20 protein-coding genes and 2 tRNA genes are annotated in these 21,409 nt (G+C 61.6%); all 22 read right to left on the bottom strand.

Going from position 1 to position 21,409, the window contains the following annotated elements:
- Positions 1 to 19 precede the first annotated feature (19 nt).
- Complete coding sequence (gene proS, locus NT26_RS06175) at positions 20 to 1,342, bottom strand: proline--tRNA ligase (protein WP_052637923.1); 1,323 nt, start codon at positions 1,340 to 1,342, stop codon at positions 20 to 22.
- 434 nt (positions 1,343 to 1,776) lie between these two features.
- On the bottom strand, positions 1,777 to 2,046 hold the full coding sequence (locus NT26_RS06170; protein ID WP_052637922.1) for a DUF1467 family protein: 270 nt from the start codon (positions 2,044 to 2,046) through the stop codon (positions 1,777 to 1,779).
- Between the two features lie 76 nt (positions 2,047 to 2,122).
- The gene (gene mce, locus NT26_RS06165) at positions 2,123 to 2,527 is read right to left on the bottom strand and encodes a methylmalonyl-CoA epimerase (RefSeq protein WP_052637921.1); all 405 of its coding nucleotides are present in this window, start codon (positions 2,525 to 2,527) and stop codon (positions 2,123 to 2,125) included.
- A 9-nt stretch (positions 2,528 to 2,536) separates the two neighbouring features.
- Entirely contained in the window at positions 2,537 to 4,204 is a 1,668-nt protein-coding gene (locus NT26_RS06160) for a ribonuclease J (protein ID WP_052637920.1), read from the bottom strand.
- 7 nt (positions 4,205 to 4,211) lie between these two features.
- Positions 4,212 to 4,982 carry a biotin--[acetyl-CoA-carboxylase] ligase gene (locus NT26_RS06155; RefSeq protein ID WP_052637919.1) on the bottom strand — a complete coding sequence of 257 codons (771 nt, stop codon included), beginning with the start codon at positions 4,980 to 4,982 and terminating at the stop codon, positions 4,212 to 4,214.
- A gap of 2 nt (positions 4,983 to 4,984) precedes the next feature.
- Positions 4,985 to 6,427, bottom strand: coding sequence for an NADH-quinone oxidoreductase subunit NuoN (gene nuoN, locus NT26_RS06150; protein ID WP_052637918.1), 1,443 nt, complete (start codon positions 6,425 to 6,427; stop codon positions 4,985 to 4,987).
- A gap of 18 nt (positions 6,428 to 6,445) precedes the next feature.
- The gene (locus NT26_RS06145) at positions 6,446 to 7,957 is read right to left on the bottom strand and encodes an NADH-quinone oxidoreductase subunit M (RefSeq protein ID WP_052637917.1); all 1,512 of its coding nucleotides are present in this window, start codon (positions 7,955 to 7,957) and stop codon (positions 6,446 to 6,448) included.
- Positions 7,957 to 9,957: an NADH-quinone oxidoreductase subunit L gene (gene nuoL / locus NT26_RS06140; protein ID WP_052637916.1), complete on the bottom strand. Its 2,001-nt coding sequence runs from the start codon at positions 9,955 to 9,957 to the stop codon at positions 7,957 to 7,959. The genes NT26_RS06145 and nuoL overlap by 1 nt, the downstream gene beginning before the upstream one ends.
- 7 nt (positions 9,958 to 9,964) lie before the next feature.
- A complete protein-coding gene (gene nuoK / locus NT26_RS06135; protein WP_052637915.1) occupies positions 9,965 to 10,273 on the bottom strand; it encodes an NADH-quinone oxidoreductase subunit NuoK in 309 nt (102 codons plus the stop codon).
- Between the two features lie 24 nt (positions 10,274 to 10,297).
- Positions 10,298 to 10,912 (bottom strand): NADH-quinone oxidoreductase subunit J, encoded by a 615-nt coding sequence (locus NT26_RS06130; protein WP_052637914.1) that lies wholly within the window; start codon positions 10,910 to 10,912, stop codon positions 10,298 to 10,300.
- 120 nt (positions 10,913 to 11,032) lie between these two features.
- Positions 11,033 to 11,524 (bottom strand): NADH-quinone oxidoreductase subunit NuoI, encoded by a 492-nt coding sequence (gene nuoI, locus NT26_RS06125; RefSeq protein WP_052637913.1) that lies wholly within the window; start codon positions 11,522 to 11,524, stop codon positions 11,033 to 11,035.
- A gap of 37 nt (positions 11,525 to 11,561) precedes the next feature.
- A complete protein-coding gene (gene nuoH, locus NT26_RS06120; RefSeq protein ID WP_052637912.1) occupies positions 11,562 to 12,608 on the bottom strand; it encodes an NADH-quinone oxidoreductase subunit NuoH in 1,047 nt (348 codons plus the stop codon).
- A gap of 7 nt (positions 12,609 to 12,615) precedes the next feature.
- Positions 12,616 to 14,697 carry an NADH-quinone oxidoreductase subunit NuoG gene (nuoG, locus tag NT26_RS06115; RefSeq protein WP_052637911.1) on the bottom strand — a complete coding sequence of 694 codons (2,082 nt, stop codon included), beginning with the start codon at positions 14,695 to 14,697 and terminating at the stop codon, positions 12,616 to 12,618.
- Between the two features lie 53 nt (positions 14,698 to 14,750).
- Complete coding sequence (locus NT26_RS06110) at positions 14,751 to 15,404, bottom strand: hypothetical protein (protein ID WP_052637910.1); 654 nt, start codon at positions 15,402 to 15,404, stop codon at positions 14,751 to 14,753.
- A gap of 5 nt (positions 15,405 to 15,409) precedes the next feature.
- A complete protein-coding gene (gene nuoF, locus NT26_RS06105) occupies positions 15,410 to 16,714 on the bottom strand; it encodes an NADH-quinone oxidoreductase subunit NuoF (protein WP_052637909.1) in 1,305 nt (434 codons plus the stop codon).
- Between the two features lie 87 nt (positions 16,715 to 16,801).
- Complete coding sequence (gene nuoE, locus NT26_RS06100; protein WP_082077643.1) at positions 16,802 to 17,749, bottom strand: NADH-quinone oxidoreductase subunit NuoE; 948 nt, start codon at positions 17,747 to 17,749, stop codon at positions 16,802 to 16,804.
- Between the two features lie 73 nt (positions 17,750 to 17,822).
- Positions 17,823 to 19,013 (bottom strand): NADH-quinone oxidoreductase subunit D, encoded by a 1,191-nt coding sequence (locus NT26_RS06095; RefSeq protein WP_052637908.1) that lies wholly within the window; start codon positions 19,011 to 19,013, stop codon positions 17,823 to 17,825.
- 78 nt (positions 19,014 to 19,091) lie between these two features.
- Positions 19,092 to 19,694, bottom strand: a complete 603-nt coding sequence (locus tag NT26_RS06090) for an NADH-quinone oxidoreductase subunit C (RefSeq protein WP_052637907.1) — start codon at positions 19,692 to 19,694, stop codon at positions 19,092 to 19,094.
- A 16-nt stretch (positions 19,695 to 19,710) separates the two neighbouring features.
- Positions 19,711 to 20,292: a NuoB/complex I 20 kDa subunit family protein gene (locus NT26_RS06085; protein ID WP_052637906.1), complete on the bottom strand. Its 582-nt coding sequence runs from the start codon at positions 20,290 to 20,292 to the stop codon at positions 19,711 to 19,713.
- Positions 20,283 to 20,648, bottom strand: a complete 366-nt coding sequence (locus NT26_RS06080; protein WP_052637905.1) for an NADH-quinone oxidoreductase subunit A — start codon at positions 20,646 to 20,648, stop codon at positions 20,283 to 20,285. Before NT26_RS06080 ends, NT26_RS06085 begins: the two co-directional genes overlap by 10 nt.
- Before the next feature lie 357 nt (positions 20,649 to 21,005).
- A tRNA-Asp gene (locus tag NT26_RS06075) sits at positions 21,006 to 21,082 on the bottom strand.
- Between the two features lie 61 nt (positions 21,083 to 21,143).
- Positions 21,144 to 21,220: transfer RNA gene (locus NT26_RS06070), tRNA-Asp, on the bottom strand.
- Between the last annotated feature and the right edge of the window lie 189 nt (positions 21,221 to 21,409).

Below are 21,409 nucleotides of genomic sequence, written 5' to 3'. Positions count from 1 at the left end.
CCTTCAGGCTGCAGCGCCCTCAGCCGGCCAGCCTGTTCATTGCCGCTTCCAGCGTCATCACCTCGCGGGCCCCGGTCTTGCGGTCCTTGACCTCGACTTCGCCGTTTGCCGCCGAACGCGGGCCGATGATGACCTGGACCGGCACGCCGATCAGGTCCGCTGTCGCGAACTTGGTGCCGGCGCGGTCATCCGTATCATCATAGAGGACATCCTTGTCGGCCTTGCCCAGGCCTGCGTAGAGGTTCTCCGAAAGCCGGTCGCAGGCTTCGTCGCCCGGCTTCATGTTGATGACCACGACATCGAACGGGGCGACGGAGGCCGGCCAGATGATTCCGTTCTCGTCATGCGAGGCTTCGATAATGGCGGGAACAAGGCGCGTCGGGCCGATGCCGTACGAACCCATGTGTACGGGATGCTCCTTGCCATCCGGCCCCTGCACCTTGGCCCCCATCGGCTCGGAATACTTCGTGCCGAAATAGAAGATGTGGCCAACCTCGATACCGCGCGCAGACAGACGGTCACTTTCGGGGATCGCATCGAACGCCGCGGCATCGTGCATTTCCGACGTCGCCGCGTAGAGCGAGGTCCACTTGTCGAAGATGGCCTGCAGCCCAGCGATGTCGTCGAAGTCGGTGTCTTCGGACGGAATTTCGAAATTGACGAAGTCCTTGTGGCTGAAGACTTCCGACTCGCCCGTTTCGGCGAGGATGATGAATTCGTGGCTATGATTGCCGCCGATCGGGCCCGTATCGGCACGCATCGGGATGGCCCGTAGCCCTAGCCGTGCGAACGTGCGCAGATAGGCGACGAACATCTTATTATAGGAGTGGATTGCATCCTGCTGCGTCAGATCGAAGGAATATGCATCCTTCATCAGGAACTCGCGCGAACGCATGGTGCCGAAGCGGGGGCGGATCTCGTCCCGGAACTTGAGCTGGATGTGGTAGAGGTTCAGTGGCAGGTTCTTGTAGGACTTGATGTAGGAGCGAAAGATGTCGGTGATCATCTCCTCGTTCGTCGGACCGTAGAGGAGCGGCCGTTCCTGTCGGTCCTTGATGCGCAGCATTTCCTTGCCGTAGTCGTCGTAGCGGCCACTCTCCTGCCAGAGTTCGGCTGACTGCAGCGTCGGCATCAGCAGCTCGATTGCGCCGGAGCGGTCCTGCTCCTCACGAATGATCCTGTTGACCTTATCGAGGATACGTTTGCCGAGCGGCAGCCAGGAATATATGCCCTGGCTCTGCTGGCGGATCATCCCGGCCCGCAGCATCAGACGGTGAGAAACGATTTCCGCTTCCTTGGGGTTTTCCTTCAGGATCGGCATAAAGTAGCGGGATAGGCGCATGGAATGTTCCGAGGTTTCGACGTCCCCACCGGGAATCGCGGTTTTGAAGCTGGTTGGCTGCGTTCATAGCGGTTTCGCCGGGCCATGGAAACCCGCTCGGAGGTCCGTCCCCTCAAGTTGAAGGGAGGCGCTTGCCGACCGAAAATGTAGAGGGGAAAAGCGGATTTGTGACAAAGCTGCGACACTTTCGTCAACAACAAAATAATGTTCCAGTGTAGCAAAAATGCAAAAAAAGCAGGTGACAAGGCCCATTCTTTGGGCTAGCTTCAGCCCATAAAAGAGGCAAGGAGATCAAATTCTTGCCGACCTCGCGGTCAAGTCTTGGGAGGATCAGATCTTAGGCGCGCTTGTCGCAGCCCCGGAAACGGTAAGGATCACGCGAAACTGGAAACAAGGCCTCACGGCCTTGTTTTTTTTTGCTCGCATCCTGGCTCCTAACCGAACTCCGGAACTATCCGAGGAAGATTGCCGAGGCTGATGCCAAAATAGTTCGAGGCTGCGAACCAGGCCGCGTAGATTGCCGCCGATATTACCGTCGTCAGAAGAAGGACGCGCCCTGCACGAAACTGCGCCGGCGCACTCTCCACCGTCCCCAGAGTCACATCCCCTTCGTCACCCTGCGAGCGCATGCCAAGCGGAAGCACGGCGAAAAGCGTGATCCACCAGATGATGAAGTAGACGGCGAAGAATGAAAGAAACGACATCCGGGGCTTCCCTGTGGGCTCTGCGCTTATAGCGACAAACCCCAGCGACCTCAAACCTGCCGGGACGGACGGAGTGTCACACCTCCTCGAGTTCTACCAGCGTCCCGTTGAGGTCCTTCGGGTGCAGGAAAAGCACCGGCTTTCCATGCGCCCCGATCTTCGGATTGCCGTCTCCCAATACGCGCAGACCACTTGCCTTCAGCTGATCACGGGCAGCCAGGATATCGTCCACTTCATAGCAGATGTGGTGCATGCCTCCCGAGGGCGACTTCTCCAGGAAGGCGGTTATCGGCGAGTCGGCGCCCAGCGGCTCCAGCAGTTCGACCTTGGTGTTTTCCAGTTCGACGAAGACCACCGTCACCCCGTGTTCCGCAAGCGCCTGGGGCTGCGAAACGCGCGCACCAAGCATGTCCCGGTAGGTTGCCGTCGCCTGTGCCAGGTCCGGCACGGCAATGGCGATGTGGTTGACCCGACCGAGCATAACGTCCTCCTAGACCTTCTTGACGAAAACCGTGACCACCGGCTTCTTGCCCCACGCCTCGTTGGCGGCCGCGCGCACGGCCCGACGGATCGCTTCGCGCAGTGTCTCAAGGTCCTTGCGGCGGGCGCGCGGGATGCTCTCCACCGCACCAAGCACGGCGTCGTACAGGGTGTCCTCCATATCCTCGCCCTCCTCGTCGAACTCCGGCAAGCCGAAAGCGACAAGATCGGGATCACCGAGGAAATCAAAGCGGCTGTCCAGAAGCACGTTCACCGAGACATGGCCTACATAAGCCAGCTTGCGGCGGTCGCCGATGCCCATCTCCTCCAGGTCGCCGATCAGCTTTCCATCCTTGAAGATCCGCCCATGCGGCACCTGATCGATGACCTCGGCAGGGCCCGGCGCAATCCGCAGCATGTCGCCGTTGCGCACGCGCGGGATGTTCGGAATGCCCGCCTGCGCGCCAAGTTCCGCCTGCGCGGTCAGGTGCGCTGCTTCTCCGTGAACCGGCACCAGGATCTGCGGGCGGGTCCACTCGTACATCTTTACGAGTTCGTTGCGGCGCGGATGGCCGGACACGTGTACCAGCGCATCGGCGTCGGTGATGATATGAACGCCCTGGTCGATCAGGCCATTCATGATCTCCAGGATTGGCTTTTCATTGCCGGGGATCGTCCGCGACGAGAAGACGACAGTATCGCCAGCCGCCAGCGACACATTGCGCATCTCGTCCCGAGCGATCTTGGCAAGCGCCGCCCGAGGCTCGCCCTGGCTTCCGGTCAGGACCACAACGACCTTGTCGCGGGGAATGTAGCCATATTCATCTTCAGCGATGAACGGCTTGATCCCCTCCATGAGGCCGATATCGCGGGCCACGTTGACGACACGCTTCATGGAACTGCCGAGCAGCAGGACCTCGCGGCCCGCCGCATGGGCGGCATGAGCGATGGACCGGATGCGGCCGACATTCGACGAGAAGGTGGTGATCGCCACCCTCCCCTCGGCATTCTCGATGATCTTCCGCAGCCCCTCGGAAACTTCCTCCTCGGAGGGAGAAATGCCTTCGCGGTTGGCATTTGTGGAATCGCACATCAAGGCGAGCACGCCTTCGTCTCCAACGGCGCGAAAGCGGGCCTCGTCCGTCAACGGCCCCAGCGAGGGCGCGTGATCGATCTTCCAGTCACCGGTATGGACGAGGTTTCCAAGTGGTGTGCGGATCACCAGAGACATCGGCTCGGGAATGGAATGATTGACCGCCAGCGCCTCAATATCGAAGGGCTCTACGGAAATCCGGTCGCCGGCCTTGAAGGGTGTCACGGGAATATCGGCGCGACTACCCTCGAAATTGCGCTTTGCCTCCAGCAGACCTGCGGTGAAGCCAGAGGCATAGACCGGAACGTTGAGGCCCGGCCACAGGTCATTCAGCGCCCCGTAGTGGTCCTCGTGGGCATGCGTGATGATGATCGCCTTGAGGTTCTCGCGCTCCTTGGCGAGAAATCGGATGTCCGGCAGGATAAGGTCGACACCCGGCAGTTCCGGACCGGCGAACGTCACGCCGCAGTCGACCATGATCCACTGGCGTTTGCCGGGCGAGCCGTAGCCATAGAGCGCCAGGTTCATGCCGATCTCGCCGACACCGCCGAGCGGCACAAACACCAGTTCTTCCTGTCTAGCCATAACGTCCTTATTCCGTTCTTGCGAAGAATACATCACCGGCTGCGATCGACAATATCTGCCCATCTCCGGTTTCGAGGCTCAGCAGCCCCTGCGCGTCAATACCCTTGAACCGTCCCGCGACCGATCGATCGGTAAGTTTCACCGTAATCTTTTCACCGACACCACAGGCGACTTCCAGCCACTTGCGGCTGATCTCCGTCACGCCCCGTCCTTCATCCCATGAATCCAGAACTGCGGCCATCTCCCTGAAAAGGCGAGCGAAGAGTTCGTCCGGAGACGCATGGAAACCATGATCCTCCAGGCGGGTGACGCCGTAGGCTGCGTCGTCCGGCATGTGACGGATATTGATGCCAATCCCGATGACGATGGCATGCCGCCCGCTGGCGAGCTGCTCACCCTCTATCAGAATGCCGCAGGTCTTCCGGCGGCGGATCAGGATGTCGTTCGGCCACTTCACCTCGACGGGCGGCGAGCCCGCCGGCAACACTGCGCTGACTGCGCCGTGGACCGCCAGCGCCACGGCGAGCGGCAATGATCCGAGACGCTCCATCGGCGCCGGATCTAGAAGGAGCAGAGACGCGTAGAGATTGCCGGGTTCGGACGTCCATGTGCGGCCCCGCCGTCCGCGGCCGCTGGTCTGGCGCGTTGCCGTCACCCAGAGATGACCGGGGTCCCCCGCCCTCGCCCGTGCGAGGCATTCGGTGTTGGTGGAGCCGACGTCGCCGAGGGCCTCGTGGCGGAACGCCTCCAGCGAGAAGCGTCCCGATGATCTCGCCATCCTCAGAAGAAGGACTTCGCCGCGGCATTTGCCGCGTTGCCGACCGGTCCGCCGAAGAGGACATAGGCGGTGACAAAGAGGCCCGACAGACCGAAGACCAGGCGAAGCTCGCCGGCAATCCGCGCAAACTCTCCCGTCGCTTCATCGAACCACATCAGCTTGACGATGCGCAGGTAATAATAGGCGCCGACCACGGATGTCAGCACGCCGATGATCGCGAGCGCGTAGAGCTTCGCCTCGATAGCCGCGATGAACACGAAGTACTTTGCGAAGAAACCGGCAAGCGGTGGGATGCCGGCCATGGAAAACATCAGCGCCGTCAAGACAACCGCCATGAAGGGCTTGGTCGAGGCAAGACCGGCCAAGTCGTCGACGTTCTCGACGTTCTCGCCCTCCTTGCGGCGCATGGCCATAATGCAGGCAAAGGTGCCGAGGGTCATGACCATGTAAATGAGCATGTAGAGGATGACGCCCGAAACGCCCGTTTCCGTGCCCGCGGCAAGGCCCACCAGCGCGAAGCCCATGTGGCCAATCGAGGAGTAAGCCATCAGGCGCTTGATGTTGCGCTGGCCGATAGCGGCGAAGGAGCCAAGCAGCATCGATGCGATCGAGACGAAGACGAGGATCTGCTGCCAGTCGGCAACGATCGGCATGAAGGCCTCGGAGACGACGCGCACGAGGATGGCCATGCCCGCGACCTTCGGACCGGCGGCGAAGAAGGCCGTTACCGGGGTCGGAGCGCCTTCGTAGACGTCCGGCGTCCACATGTGGAAGGGAACGGCTGAGATCTTGAAGCAGACGCCGGCCAGCACGAAGACGAGGCCGAAGACGAGGCCCAGCGAACGGGTTTCGGCCGACAGGACGGCGGCGATCTCGTCGAATCCGGTATTGCCGGTGAAGCCGTAGACCAGCGAGCAGCCGTAAAGCAGCATGCCGGAGGAGAGCGAGCCGAGCACGAAGTACTTCAGGCCGGATTCCGTCGAGCGCAGGCTGTCGCGGTTGATGGCGGCACAGACATAGAGCGACAGCGACATCAACTCGAGGCCGAGATAGAGCGCCAGGAGGTCGTTGGCGGAAATCAGCAGCATCATGCCGAGTGTGGCGAGAACCATCAGGACCGGGAACTCAAAGCGATCAAGCTGTTCCGAGCGGGCATGACCGACGGTCATGATCATGGCCGTGACCGAGCCGATCAGGGCGACGACCTTCATGAAGCGCGCGAAGGGGTCAAGCAGGAAGGCACCACCATAGGCCTCGCCCTCACCCGGTGCCAGAACCAGCCAGAGACCTGCGGCGATGAGCAGTGCAACTGCAAGGCCCGTCACCGTCGGCGCAGAGCGGTCGCCGGAAAAGACGCCGATCATCAGGAGCGCGAGCGCACCCACCGCCAGGATGATCTCTGGCATGGACAGTTGCAGGCTTGCGAGGAAGAGTTCAGAGCTCATGTCCGATTATGTCCTGTCTCAGTGCACGGTCAGTGCAAGGTCTTGCGCAGCCTGCAGGGCGGCGGCGTAATTGTTCACAAGCAGATCCACCGATGCGGCCGTCGCATCGAAGATCGGAGCCGGATAGACACCGTAGAAGATGGTCAGCGCCACCAGCGGGTAGAGGATCAGCTTCTCGCGTGTCGTGAGATCCATGAGACCCTTCAGGCTTTCCTTTTCCAGCGCACCCCAGATCACCCGACGATAGAGCCAGAGCGCGTAGCAGGCCGAAAGGATCACGCCGGTCGCCGCGAAGAGTGCCACCCAGGTATTGACCTGGAAGACCCCGATCACCGTCAGGAATTCGCCGACGAAGCCGGAAGTCCCGGGCAGGCCGACGTTGGCCATGGTGAAGACCATGAAGGCAACTGCATATTTTGGCATGTTGTTGACCAGGCCGCCATAGGCCGCAATCTCGCGGGTATGCAGGCGGTCATAGATGACGCCGACGCAAAGGAAGAGCGCGCCCGAAACGATACCATGCGACAGCATCTGGAAGATCGCGCCCTGCACGCCCTGCATGTTGGCGGCGAAAATGCCCATGGTCACGAAGCCCATGTGGGCGACGGAGGAATAGGCGATCAGCTTCTTGATGTCGTCTTGCATCATCGCCACCAGCGAGGTGTAGATGATCGCCAGGATCGAAAGCGTGAAGACGAAGGGAGCGAAATAGTCCGAGGCCAGCGGGAACATGGCGAGCGAGATGCGGATGAAACCGTAGCCGCCAAGCTTCAGCATGACGCCGGCCAGGATGACCGAACCCGCGGTTGGTGCCTGGACGTGCGCATCGGGAAGCCAGGTATGAACCGGCCACATCGGCATCTTGACCGCGAACGCGGCGAAGGCTGCGAGCCATAGCCAGGTCTGCAGGTTGGCGGGGAAGTTGTACTTCAGCAGCTCGACGATGTCGGTCGTACCTGCCTGCCAGTACATGGCCATGATGGCGAGCATCATCAGCACCGAACCGGCGAGTGTATAGAGGAAGAACTTGTAGGACGCATAGACGCGATCCTTGCCGCCCCAGACACCGATGATGACGAACATCGGGATCAGAGTCGCTTCGAAGAACACGTAGAAGAGGACGATGTCGAGCGACACGAAGACGCCGATCATCACGACTTCCAGCAGCAGGAAGGCGATCATGTATTCCTTCAGGCGCTTCTCGACCGAATGCCAGCTGGCAAGCACGCAGAAGGGCATGAGGAACGTCGTCAGGATGACGAACAGCATCGAGATGCCGTCGACGCCCAGGTGGTAGGAGATGCCGGTCCCGAGCCAGGGGCTCTTCTCCACCATCTGGAAGCCCGGGTTCGAATTGTCGAAGCCGATCCAGATGAAGAGCGACACGACGAAGGTGAAGACCGTCGTCAGAAGGGAGACGTTCAGGATGTTTCGGCGCCCATAGGTGCTGTCCTCACGCGTCAGCAGGAGGAGAAACACGCCGACGAGCGGCAGGAAGGTGACCGTCGAGAGAATTGGCCAGTCGGTCATTACATAGAGCTCCCGAGCATCATCCAGGTGACGAGGGCGGCGACGCCGATCAGCATCGCAAACGCATAGTGATAGAGGTAGCCGGACTGCAGGCGGACGACGCTGCGGGTCACGTCGACGACGCGGGCGGCCACGCCGTTCGGGCCGTAGGTGTCGATGACGCCGATGTCACCCTTCTTCCAGAGGAAGCGTCCAAGTGCCTTAGCCGAGCGAACGAACAGGAAGTCGTAGATCTCGTCGAAGTACCACTTGTTGAGCAGGAACTCGTAGAGCACCTTCTGCGACTCCGCCAGGCGGCGCGGCGTCTCCGGCGACTTGATGTAGAAGTACCAGGCCGTGACGAAGCCGAGCGCCATTGCGATGAACGGGCTCCACTTCACGAGCAGCGGCACGTGGTGGAACTCCTCGAGGATCTCGTTCCCCGGAAGCGTGAACAGCGCACCCTTCCAGAACTCGGCATATTCATGGCCGAAGAAGTAGCCCTCAAACAGGAAGCCGGCGGCGACAGCGCCAATGCCGAGGATATAGAGCGGCACCAGCATCACCTGCGGCGACTCATGAACATGATGCATGACATCTGCCGAGGCGCGTGGCTTGCCGAAGAAGGTCAGGAAGGCGAGGCGCCAGGAGTAGAAGCTCGTGAACAGCGCGGCAATGACCAGCAGCGTGAAAGCGAAGCCGGACGCTGCCGAATGGGAGGCATAGGCCGACTCGATGATCACATCCTTGGAGAAGAAGCCGGCAAAGCCGAGCATCGTGCCGGGAATACCGACGCCGGTGAGTGCCAGCGTGCCGATCGTCATCATCCAGAAGGTGACCGGAATGTGCTTGCGCAGCCCGCCCATGTAGCGCATGTCCTGCTCGCCATCGACGGCGTGGATCACCGAGCCGGCACCGAGGAACAGCAGCGCCTTGAAGAAAGCGTGCGTGAAGAGGTGGAAGATCGCCGCGCCATAGGCCCCTACCCCAAGCGCCACGAACATGTAACCGAGCTGCGAGCAGGTCGAATAGGCAATGACGCGCTTGATGTCGTTCTGCACGAGGCCGACGGTTGCCGCGAAGAAGGCCGTGATCGCACCGATGATCGTGACGAACAGCAGCGCATCGGGCGACAATTCGAAGAGCGGCGACATGCGCGCGACAAGGAAGACGCCGGCGGTGACCATGGTGGCTGCATGGATGAGAGCCGAGACCGGGGTGGGACCTTCCATTGCGTCCGGGAGCCACGTGTGCAGCAGGAACTGCGCCGACTTGCCCATGGCGCCCATGAAGAGCAGCAGGCAGACGATGGTCAGTGCACCGTAGCGCGTCAGCTCGAGACCGAAGATGTTGGCGATCGCCTCGCCGCCCTCGGCAGCACCTTCTGCCGGCAGGTAGCTGGCGGCGGTCGCGAAGATCGTCTCGAAGTTGATCGAGCCGAACAGCATGAAGATGCCGGCAATGCCGAGCAGGAAGCCGAAGTCGCCGACGCGGTTGACAATGAAGGCCTTCATGGCGGCAGCCGATGCCGAAGGCTTCTTGTACCAGAAGCCGATCAGCAGGTAGGAGGCGAGACCCACCCCTTCCCAGCCGAAGAACATCTGGGCCAGGTTGTCCGCCGTCACCAGCATCAGCATGGCGAAGGTGAAGAGCGACAGGTAGGCGAAGAAGCGCGGCCGATGCGGGTCGTGGTGCATGTAGCCGATCGAGTAGATATGAACGAGCGTCGAGACGGTGTTGACGACGACAAACATTACCGCGGTCAGCGTGTCGATCCGGAAGGCCCATTCGATGTCGATTCCGCCGGACTGGATCCAGCGCATAACCTCGACCTTGATAACCTCATGGCCTTCGCCGTGTGCCATCGCCACGTTGAAGAAGACGATCCAGGACAGGATCGCGACGATCACCATCAGGCCGCTGGTGACGTATTCCGAAGCCTTTGCGCCAATCGAACGGCCGAACAGGCCGGCGATCAGGAAGCCGATCAGGGGAAGGAAGACGATTGCCTTGTAGATCATGACCCGATCAGCCCTTCATCACGTTGACGTCTTCGACGGCGATCGAACCGCGGTTGCGGTAGAAGACGACCAGAATTGCAAGACCGATGGCTGCCTCGGCGGCTGCCACGGTCAGAATGAACAATGCGAAGACCTGGCCGACGATGTCGTTCAGGTAGGAGGAGAAGGCCACCATGTTGAGGTTGACCGACAGCAGGATCAGCTCGATCGACATCAGGATGATGATGACGTTCTTGCGGTTCAGGAAGATGCCGAACACGCCCAGGATGAAGAGGATGGCGCTGACCGTAAGGTAATGGGAGAGACCGATTTCCATGTCCAAATTCCTTCTTCGCCTACCTCAGAGGCCCTGGCCCGACTTCACCTTGACCACTTCAACAGCGGTCTCGGGCTTACGGGCGACCTGCCTGGAGATATCCTGGCGCTTGATATGCGTGCGGTGGCGGAGCGTCAGCACGATGGCCCCGATCATGGCGACCAGGAGCACCAGACCGGCGATCTGGAAGAAGTAGACGTAGTTCGTGTATAGCACGTCTCCCAGTGCTGCCGTGTTGGTCCGCTCCGCCGGGTTCGGGATCGGCATGGTGATGGCCTCGGCCGCCTGCGGCGTCAACACGCTACCGCCGATGACGACGATCAGTTCCGCAGCGACGATCAGGCCAACCAGAATGCCGACCGGTGCATATTGCAGCACACCTGCGCGCAACTCAGCAAAATCGATGTCGAGCATCATGACGACGAAGAGGAAGAGCACCGCGACCGCGCCGATGTAGACCACCAGCAGGATCATCGCCAGGAATTCGGCGCCCGTCAGCAGGAACAGACCGGCTGCGTTAAAGAACACGAGGATCAGGAAGAGCACCGAATGCACGGGATTGCGCGAGGAGATGACCATGAACGCCGACGCCACCGCGACGAACGCAAAGAGATAGAAGAAAACAGCCTGCAGAGCCATCGTGGTGCCTTTTCGTCTTCATCGAGGAAGAGCCCGCCCTTCCCCGCTTGATCCGGCCGCATCAGCGTACCGGGAAGTAATCTGTCCTATGCTCCACCCGCATTGCGGGTGGCTACCGTGTCAGCGGTAGGGTGCGTCCTGCGCCATGTTGCGAGCGATCTCTCGCTCCCAACGGTCGCCGTTCTCCAGAAGCCGCGCCTTGTCGTAGTAGAGTTCTTCGCGCGTCTCCGTCGAAAACTCGAAGTTCGGGCCTTCGACGATCGCGTCCACCGGGCATGCTTCCTGGCAGAAGCCGCAATAGATGCACTTCACCATGTCGATGTCGTAGCGCACCGTGCGGCGGGTGCCGTCGTTGCGGCGGGGACCTGCCTCGATCGTGATGGCCTGCGCGGGACAGATCGCCTCGCACAGCTTGCAGGCGATGCAGCGCTCTTCGCCATTCGGATAGCGGCGCAGTGCGTGCTCGCCGCGGAAGCGGGGCGAAACCGGGTTCTTCTCGAACGGGTAGTTCACCGTCGCCTTCGGCTTGAAGAAGTAGCGCATCGACAGGAAGAAGGCGCCGACAAACTCCTTCAGGAAGAGCGAACTGACGGCCTGTGTCAGACTTGCCATCGTTATTCTCCAGTGAGGCTCAGCTGGGAGCGGACCATCAGGCCCACCCCATCAGCTTGAGCACGAATGCTGTGATGACGACCATGGCGAGCGAGAGTGGGAGGAAAATCTTCCAGCCCAGCCGCATCAGCTGGTCGTAGCGGTAGCGGGGCACGAAGGCCTTCACCATCGAGTAGATGAAGAAGATGAAGATGACCTTCAGGATGAACCAGACGATACCCGGGACCCAGTTGAGGATCCAGATGTCGACCGGCGGCAGCCAGCCCCCGAGGAAAAGGATCGTCGTCAGCGAGCAGATCAGCAGGATCGCCGCATACTCGCCGAGCATCAGCATCATGTACGGCGCCGAGGAATACTCGACCATGTAGCCGGCCACGAGCTCCGACTCCGCTTCCGGAAGATCGAAGGGCGGACGGTTGGTCTCCGCAAGGCCGGAAATGATGAAGATGATGAACATCGGGAAGAGCGGCAGCCAGTGCCAGTCGAGGAAGGAGTTCGGCAGGCCCATCATCGTGCCGAGGCCGTCCTTCTGCGCAAACACCATGTCCGACAGGTTGAGCGAGCCGACGCAGAGGAGCACCGTGACGATGACGAAGCCGATCGAGACTTCGTAGGACACCATCTGCGCGGCCGAGCGGAGCGCACCGAGGAAGGGATACTTCGAGTTCGATGCCCAGCCCGACATGATCACGCCGTAGACCTCGAGCGAGGAGATCGCGAACACATAGAGAATGCCGACATTGATGTTGGCGACCACCCAGTTCTCGTTGAACGGGATCACGGCCCAGGTGGCGAGCGCCAGCGTCACTGCCACGAGCGGAGCGATCAGGAAGACACCCTTGTTGGCGCCCGACGGAATGATCGGCTCCTTGAAGACGAACTTCAGGAGGTCGGCGAAGGACTGGAACAGACCCCAAGGACCCACGACGTTCGGTCCCCGACGCAGCTGGACTGCGGCCCAGATCTTGCGGTCGGCGTAGAGAATATAGGCGATGAAGACCAGGAGGCAGACGAGAACGAGCAGCGACTGCCCGATCATCACCAGTGCCGGCCATGCGTAGGTCGAGAAAAAGGTATCGTCCATATTCCTGTTACTCCGCCGCAGCCTGGAAATTGTTGCGGGCAAGGGCCGAGCACTCGGCCATCACGGCCGATGCCCGTGCAATCGGGTTCGTCAAATAGAAGTCTTTGATCGGGGACGCAAATGCCGACTTGCTCATCTCACCGGCTTTTTGCCCCAGTGTGGCCACATCAGCGACGTTGCCGGGGGCGATCTCGTCCAGATCGGCGAAATGCGGATAGGCTGCATAGAGCTGCGCGCGAAGCGCCGGGAGCGAATCAAATGGCAGCTTCTTGCCGAGGACGTCGGAAAGAGCGCGGATAATCGCCCAGTCCTCGCGGGCCTCGCCCGGAGGGAAGCCGGCACGATTGCCCAACTGCACGCGCCCTTCGGTATTGACCCAGATCCCGGACTTTTCCGTGTAGGTCGCCGCCGGCAGGATGACATCTGCATGATGGGCGCCATTGTCGCCGTGGCTGCCGATGTAGACCGTGAACTTCGCCGTCTTGCGGGAGAAATCGAGTTCATCGGCGCCGAGCAGGAAGAGTACATCCATGCCGGTCAGCATGTCGGCTGCGTTGACGCCATTTGCTCCGGGCACGAAGTGCAGGTCGAGCGCGCCGACGCGCGATGCGGCAGTGTGAAGAACGCCGAAGCCGTTCCACTCGTCGGACAGAGCGCCGACGGAGCCGGCAAGCTTGGCGGCTGCCTGAAGGATGGCGGAACCATCAGGACGCGACAGCGCACCCTGCCCGACGATGATCATCGGGTTCTTGGCGTTGCGCAGGGTGTCGAGGAAGCTGCCGGAACCGTTGACGAGCTCGGTCAGGCTGTCCGGGCCGGAACCCAGGTATTCATATTCGTAGCGGAGGTCTCCGCCCTCACCGATTACGCCGATCGGGAAGTCGCCGCGGCGCCAGCGCTTGCGGATGCGCGCGTTGAGGACTGCAGCTTCCAGCCGCGGATTGGTGCCGATCAGCAGGAGCGCACCGGCGCGCTCGATGCCCTCGATGGTCGGGTTGAAGAGGTAGCTCGCGCGGCCGAGCGAAGGGTCGAGCGCTGCTCCGTCCTGGCGGCAGTCGAGGTTCTCCGAACCGAGAGAGCGGATCAGTTCCTTCAGCGCATACATCTCCTCGACGGCTGCAAGGTCACCGGCGATCGCGCCGATCTTGTCTGCGGACGTCGCCGAAACGGCAGCCTTGATCGCCGCGAAGGCCTCGCCCCAGCTTGCAGCCTGCAGGCGACCGTCACGTCGGACGTAGGGCCGGTCGAGGCGCTGGGTCTTCAATCCGTCCCAGATGAAGCGGGTCTTGTCGGAGATCCACTCCTCGTTCACCAGTTCGTTGACGCGCGGCATGATGCGCATGACTTCGCGACCGCGCGTATCGACGCGGATCGCCGAGCCGAGTGCGTCCATGACGTCGATCGACTCGGTCTTGCCCAATTCCCACGGACGGGCCGTGAAGGCGAAGGGCCGCGAAGTCAGCGCGCCGACCGGGCAGAGGTCAATGACGTTGCCCTGGAGTTCCGAGGTCATCGCATGTTCGAGGTAGGTGGTGATCTCTGCATCCTCGCCACGGCCGATCAGGCCGAGTTCGGAAATCCCACCGACTTCAGTCGTGAAGCGGACGCAGCGCGTGCAGTGGATGCAGCGGTTCATCACGGTCTTTACGAGCGGGCCGATGTACTTGTCCTCGACCGCGCGCTTGTTTTCCGTATAGCGGGACGCGTCCATGCCGAAGGCCATGGCCTGATCCTGCAGGTCGCACTCGCCGCCCTGGTCGCAGATCGGGCAATCCAGCGGGTGGTTGATGAGCAGGAACTCCATCACGCCTTCGCGGGCCTTCTTGACCATCGGCGTGTTGGTGAAGACTTCCGGCAGCTCGCCATTCGGGCCACCGCGGATGTCGCGCACGCCCATGGCGCAGGAGGCTGCAGGCTTTGGCGGGCCGCCCTTCACCTCGACGAGACACATGCGGCAGTTGCCCGCCACCGACAGGCGTTCATGGAAACAGAACCGCGGAACCTCGGCACCGGCTTCCTCGCACGCCTGCAACAGCGTGAAATGATCCGGAACCTCGATTTCCTTGCCGTCGACCTTCAGCTTTGCCATCGTATCACTTACGTCCTGTGCTCAATCCCGCAGCCGTGGCCGGGGAAAAATTCTTACTTCGCCAGCTTCCTGGCCTGCCCCACCCAATCATCCCGGCGGATCCGCCCGTCCAGCCCGAGCGCGTCATCGAACTTCGCGACATCGGCATCCTTCCAGGCGGCGATCTGGCTGATGCTGCTGATACCCTGCCCGTTCAGAACCTTCTCAAGCTTAGGCCCGATACCGGCGATCTGCTTCAGGTCGTCAGCTGTCGTCACCTTGGGCTTGCGGACCGCCGACTTCTTGGTGCGGGCATCCGAAGCCGGCTTCGCCTCACGCATCTTCGCCGGTTGCTTGGCGGCAGACCTGACAGCCTCGTCCGCAATGGACCTCCGTTTCGACGTCGGGGCCTTTGCGGGTTCCGGCACAGAAGCCTTGGCGGATTGCTCCGGCTCCGGCTTCGGCTCCCGCGGAGCCTCGGCTGCGCGCTCCGGTGAGCCCGCCATCCGGTTCTGCGCCTCAAGCGCACCCTGAAGCGCGCCGAAGAAAGCGCCGGCGAACTGCCCCGCAATGCTCATGCCTACAGCGGTGGCCGCGGCCATGGCCGCGGTCGACTGTGCCACCAGCGGATTGCCGGCCATGGCTTCGGCGAAATCAGCATAGGCGGAAGCCGTCGCCGGCTTCGCCGTCGTTGCCCCTTCCTGCTTTTCTTTCACCGGCTTGGCCACGTTTCTTACTCCGCTGCTTCCATGACGGCGCCATGCGCCATGGCGTTGTGCGTATAGCGATCTATGCGGGCCTCGATCTCCGGACGGAAGTTCCGGATCAGCCCCTGGATCGGCCAGGCCGCAGCATCGCCAAGCGCGCAGATCGTATGACCTTCGATCTGCTTGGAGACCTGGAACAGCATGTCGATCTCGCGCTTCTGCGCATTGCCCTTCACCATGCGCTCCAGCACGCGCATCATCCAGCCGGTGCCTTCACGGCAGGGCGTGCACTGGCCGCAGCTTTCGTGCTTGAAGAAGGCAGCGATGCGCCAGATCGCCTTGATGATGTCGGTCGATTTGTCCATGACAATCATGCCGCCGGTGCCGAAGGAGGACTTCACCTCGCGCATGCCGTCGAAATCCATGATCGCATCGGCCATGTCCTCGCCGCGCACCACCGGACAGGAAGCCCCGCCCGGGATCACGCCAAGGAGGTTGTCCCAGCCGCCGCGGATACCGCCGCAATGGCGATCGATGATCTCCCGGAACGATAGGCCCATGGCCTCCTCGAAGGTGCAGGGCTTGTTGACGTGGCCGGAGACCATGAACAGCTTGGTGCCGACATTGTTCGGGCGACCAATGGAGGAGAACCAGCCGGCGCCGCGACGCAGGATGGTCGGAGCCACCGCGATCGATTCGACGTTGTTGACGGTAGTCGGGCAGCCATAGAGGCCCATGTTCGCCGGGAATGGCGGCTTCAGGCGGGGCTGACCCTTCTTGCCTTCCAGGCTCTCGAGCAGCGCCGTTTCCTCGCCGCAGATATAAGCGCCGGCGCCGTGGTGCACGTAGATGTCCATGTCCCAGCCGTGCTTGTTGTTCTTGCCAAGAAGGCCAGCACCATAGCACTCGTCGATCGCCGCCTGCAGCGCCTCGCGCTCGCGGATGTACTCGCCGCGGACATAGATGTAGGCCACATGCGCACCCATGGCGAAGCTCGCGATCACGCAGCCCTCGATCAGCGTATGCGGATCGTGGCGCATGATATCGCGGTCCTTGCAGGTACCGGGCTCGGATTCGTCGGCGTTGACGACGAGGTAATGCGGGCGACCGTCGGACTCCTTCGGCATGAAGGACCATTTGAGGCCGGTCGGGAAGCCGGCGCCACCGCGGCCACGCAGGCCGGAGGCCTTCATCTCCTCAATGATCCAGTCCCTGCCCTTTTCGAGGATCTGCTTGGTGCCATCCCAATGGCCACGGCCCATCGCCCCCTTCAGGGACTTGTCCTTGAGGCCGTAGATATTGGTAAAGATGCGATCCTGATCTTTTAGCATGATCTATTCCACCGGTCCGCCGACACCTGCCGGCCGTTGTTATGCATCGCGCGGCCCAGGCGAAGGCCCCACAAGAATTCGCATTCCTTAAGAAGCGTCGCCTTCCGGCGTCGTCTTCTTTCGTGTCCGCTTCGGTTTCGCATCACCGGAAACAGTCCCCGGCTCCGGCGGCGCACCTTCGACGGCAGCGCCCGCGCGCTTCTTGTCCGGCTTCGGTGTCGATGCGGTTGCCGAAAGCGGCTGCTTCTCGGCCGCCTTCACACGCTTCTTCGAACCTTCCTTGTCCGTCAGCGGCGTCTTGATCGACGGATCGGCCTCTTCGGCCGTGTCGGTTGGGCGTGCGGCATCGGACGGAGGCACTGCTGCCGCAGATGCGGCTTCTGCCGGTTCCGGCTTTGGCTCGAGATTCGTCTGCGCAGGCTTGACTTCCTCGGTCAGCGTCACCGGTCCTCCGACAGGAGCGGAAAACTGGCGATCGATCTGCGGGCCTGGCGTGATCTCGTGGGGCTTGCCTGCGTGGAAACGGTCGATGATGTGCTCGAGCTGCGTCGGCGTCAGGTCCTCGTAGGCGTCCTTGAAGATCATCACCATCGGAGCGTTGACGCAGGCGCCCTGGCACTCGACCTCTTCCCAGGACAGCGTACCGTCCTCGTTGAGCTCGAAGGGCTCAGCATGGATCTTCGACTTGCAGACCTTGATGAGGTCTTCGGCGCCGCGCAGCATGCAGGGCGTGGTACCACAGACCTGCACATGTGCCCGCGTACCGACAGGCTTCAGCTGGAACTGCGTATAGAAGGTCGCCACTTCCAGGACCCGGATATAGGCCATGCCCAGCTTTTGGGCGACGTATTCGATCGCGGCCCGAGTCACCCAACCGTCCTGCTCCTGCGCCCGCATGAGAAGCGGGATCACGGCAGACTGCTGGCGGCCTTCCGGATACTTGCGGATGGTGGCCTCAGCCCAGGCAGCGTTTTCCTCGTTGAAGGCGAACGCAGCGGGTTGCACATTGTCTTCGGCCAGTCGACGAACAGACATTCTTCTTACGCCTTATCAGTCTTGGAAGCGGGCTGCCGGAAAACGGCGCCCGTGATTGCGGTTGCGGAAGCCATCAGCGATCGACCTCGCCGAACACGATGTCGAGCGAGCCAAGGATCGCCGAGACGTCGGCCAGCTGGTGACCACGGCACATGAAATCCATTGCCTGCAGATGGGCATAGCCCGGTGCCCGGATCTTCAGGCGATACGGCTTGTTCGTCCCGTCGGCGACAAGATAGACGCCAAACTCACCCTTCGGCGCCTCGACGGCCGCGTACACTTCGCCGGCCGGCACATGATAGCCTTCCGTATAGAGCTTGAAGTGGTGGATCAGCGCTTCCATCGAACGCTTCATCTCGCCACGCTTGGGCGGCACGACCTTGCCGTCCAGCGACGACACGGGGCCAACCCGGGCGTCGCCCAAGAGACGGTTGACGCACTGTTTCATGATCTTCACCGACTCACGCATCTCGATCATGCGGATCAGGTAGCGATCGAAACAGTCGCCGTTCTTGCCGATCGGAATGTCGAAATCCATGTCAGCGTAGCACTCGTAGGGCTGCGACTTACGTAGGTCCCAGGCGGCACCGGAGCCGCGGACCATGACGCCGGAGAAGCCCCAGGCCCAGCAGTCGTCAAGGCTGACGACGCCGATATCGACGTTGCGCTGCTTGAAGATACGGTTGCCGGTCAGCAGGTCGTCGATGTCGTCCAGCGTCCCGAGGAAGGGATCGCACCAGGCGCCGATATCCTCCACCAGTTCCGGCGGCAGGTCCTGATGAACCCCGCCGGGGCGGAAGTAGGCGGCATGCATGCGCGAACCGGAGGCGCGCTCATAGAAGACCATCAGCTTCTCGCGCTCCTCGAATCCCCAGAGTGGCGGCGTCAGCGCGCCGACGTCCATCGCCTGCGTCGTGACGTTCAGCAGGTGCGACAGGATGCGGCCGATTTCGGAATAGAGCACGCGGATCAGTTGGCCGCGGATCGGGACCTCGATACCGAGCAGCTTTTCGACCGCCAGACAGTAGGCGTGCTCCTGGTTCATCGGCGCGACGTAGTCGAGGCGATCGAAATAGGGCAGCGCCTGGAGATAGGTCTTTGTTTCGATCAGCTTCTCGGTGCCGCGATGCAGCAGCCCGATATGGGGATCGACGCGCTCGACGATTTCGCCGTCAAGCTCCAGCACCAGCCGAAGCACGCCGTGCGCCGCCGGATGCTGCGGTCCGAAGTTGATGTTGAAGTTGCGGACGTTGTGTTCGTTCATTCTGTCAGCTCCATGCCGAGCGGCCAAGCCGCAACGGGCGGAATGAAAAGCAGCAACCGGCGCCGAAACGCCGGTGGATCAGACCTTCGCCTTTTCGTCGCCCGGCAGGACGTAGTCGGTCCCTTCCCAGGGCGAAAGAAAATCGAAGCTCCGGAACTCCTGGCGCAGTTCCACCGGCTCGTACACGACCCGCTTGGCAGCATCGTCGTAGCGAACCTCGACGAAGCCGGTCGTCGGGAAGTCCTTGCGCAACGGATGACCCTCGAAGCCGTAGTCGGTCAGGATGCGGCGCAGGTCCGGGTGCCCGGTAAAGAGGATACCGTACATGTCCCAGGCTTCGCGCTCGAACCAGTCCGCGCCCGGATAGACGGCACAGGCCGAAGGCACCGGCTCGTCCTCGCCCACCATGACCGTAACGCGGATGCGCGTGTTCTGCCGCGGCGACAGCATGTGGTAGACGACGTCGAACCGCTTCGCGCGCTGCGGCCAGTCAACGCCGCAGATGTCGATCAGGTTGACGAAGCCGCACTGCACGTCGTCGCGCAGGAAGGTCAGCAGGGCGACGATGTTCTCCGGCGCCGTCACCAGCGTCAGTTCACCATACTCGATCTTCGAGCTGGCGATGAACTCCGGATGGATTTCAGCGATGTAGGATGAAAGCTCTCTCAGGGCTTCGCTCATGTTCTCGTCCTTGCCCTCAGCGCTCGATCGTGCCGGTGCGGCGGATCTTCTTCTGCAGCAGAAGCACGCCATAAAGCAGCGCCTCGGCCGTGGGGGGACAGCCGGGCACATAGATGTCCACCGGCACGACGCGGTCACAGCCCCGCACTACGGAATAGGAATAGTGGTAATAGCCGCCGCCATTGGCGCAGGAACCCATGGAGATGACGTAGCGGGGCTCCGGCATCTGGTCGTAGACCTTGCGGAGTGCGGGGGCCATCTTGTTGGTCAGCGTGCCAGCGACGATCATCACGTCGGACTGGCGCGGTGAAGCGCGGGGCGCAAATCCGAAGCGCTCGGCATCGTAGCGCGGCATGGACATCTGCATCATCTCGACTGCGCAGCAGGCGAGACCGAAGGTCATCCACATGAGAGAGCCCGTCCGGGCCCAGGTGATCAGCTCGTCCGTCGAGGTGACGAGGAAGCCCTTGTCGGCGAGCTCGTTGTTGATCTCTCCGAAGAAGCGGTCATCGCTGCCGATCGGCTTGCCGGTGTTCGGATCGATGATGCCCTTGGGCTGCGGCGCGACCAGGGTGTTGCCAGTATCGACTACTCCCATTCCAGCGCTCCTTTCTTCCATTCATAAATGAAGCCGATCGTCAGGACGGCCAGAAACACCATCATCGACCAGAAGCCGAACCAGCCGATCTCACCGAAGGAAACCGCCCACGGAAAGAGGAAGGCTACTTCGAGATCGAAGATGATGAACAGGATCGACACGAGATAGAATCGGATGTCGAACTTCATGCGGGCGTCATCGAACGCATTGAAGCCGCATTCATAGGCTGAAAGCTTTTCGGAGTCGGGAGCCTTGTAGGCGACAGCGAAGGGGGCAATCAGCAGGGCCAGCCCGATCACGAGGGAGATTCCGATGAAGATTGCGATCGGAAGGTAGGAACTGAGGAGTTCACTCATATTAATCGATCCTGCTTGCCGGGAGCGCGGAACGGCGCTCGGTCAGCAATGCGCGGGCAAAGCGAGCGTGCATTGCAATCGGCCCGTGACTACCCCAGCCCACGCCTTGGCGCAAGAGTTTTAGACTCGCGATTCCGTACCGAAATGGCACAGGCGCAACTGCGCACGCTCGACGCTCTTGACGAACAGCAAAGGTCGCCACTAGCGCGGCGAAAACCGGCCGAAGAAATCGAAACATCTCAGCAAAACACGGGGTTCGTGCCGGCGAACCGGAACGGGTAGACCGTTGGCGGGAGCCAGGGAGCGATCGATCCTCAGCCACGACGGCTTGACCAGCACAGAAAGAGAGAAGGGTAGTGGCGCGAGTGACGGGGCTCGAACCCGCGACCTCCGGCGTGACAGGCCGGCACTCTAACCGACTGAGCTACACCCGCGCATAATGCCTTGCGGCGATCCGACATTCCAAGGAATATCAGAAAAGTTCGAGGAAACGAATGGCGCGAGTGACGGGGCTCGAACCCGCGACCTCCGGCGTGACAGGCCGGCACTCTAACCAACTGAGCTACACCCGCGCATTTCGTAAGGGCCAAGACCCTCGCCGGAGCAGCCTCGACCGCCTCGGTTGAGCGGCTAACTAAGAGGTTCGCGAACAGGTGTCAAGCAAGTTTCAAGACAAAAGGATGAAGCTTCTCGCCTTTCTCCAGCCGGCGGCGCCCCACGGTCTTGGAAGGCCAAAAATTTTGAATTTTCGGCGAAAGGCT

This window comes from Pseudorhizobium banfieldiae (genome assembly GCF_000967425.1).
GTDB lineage: Bacteria > Pseudomonadota > Alphaproteobacteria > Rhizobiales > Rhizobiaceae > Neorhizobium > Neorhizobium banfieldiae.
This window is presented reverse-complemented; position numbering and strand designations above follow the sequence as displayed.